At 44.1% G+C, this 674-nt stretch carries 1 protein-coding gene; it reads right to left on the bottom strand.

The genetic code is table 11. The annotated features are described in order from the left end of the window. A partial coding sequence (locus IEY48_RS20325) for an IS110 family RNA-guided transposase (protein ID WP_188923348.1) occupies nucleotides 1-674 on the bottom strand: 674 nt, incomplete at both ends.

Raw genomic sequence — 674 nt, 5'->3', positions numbered from 1 at the left:
TTAATGCCTTATTCCCACGCTTACTGATACCCAGCAAGGTCGATTTACCTCCCGTTGAATATTGATGAGGGACTAACCCTATCCATGCGGCCATTTGACGACCATTTTTGAAATGAGTGACATCAGAGATATCGGCTAAACACTGAGCCGCAGTTAAATCTCCCACCCCAGGTATCGTCTTTAATAACTGCGCTCGCACGTCTTGTTCGACAAGCTGTTTAAGCTTTTTATCTTGACCTGCTATGCGCTCATTAAGCAGTAAATAGTACTCATGGTGCTCTATCAATTCTTGCATCAACATGGCTGGGAGCGGTTCACTGTTATCGGCAATCCATTGAAATAACACTTTCATTTTGGCATGCCCTCTAGGAAAGCTCATGCCAAACTCAAGTAAGATTGCCCCAATGCGTGACATACATGCTGTCCGCTCTTTGATATAACTAGACCGAACACGCTGAATAACACTAATGACTTGTGAGGTTTCTGTTTTTACACCAACAAAGCGCATCGACGGCCTTGTGCATGCTTCAGCTATCGCATCAGCATCAGCATCAATATAATCATTTTTATTTGTTTTAACGTAAGGTTTAACATATTGGGGAGGGATGAGTTTAACCTCATGACCGAGTGCTTGGCATTTTCTTGCCAACCAGTGGGAGCCACCGCATGACTCC

The sequence above is a fragment of the Shewanella saliphila genome, from assembly GCF_014648295.1.
GTDB classification, from domain to species: domain Bacteria; phylum Pseudomonadota; class Gammaproteobacteria; order Enterobacterales; family Shewanellaceae; genus Shewanella; species Shewanella saliphila.
Note: the sequence above shows the minus strand (reverse complement) of the source record. Positions and strands in the feature narration are given on the sequence as shown.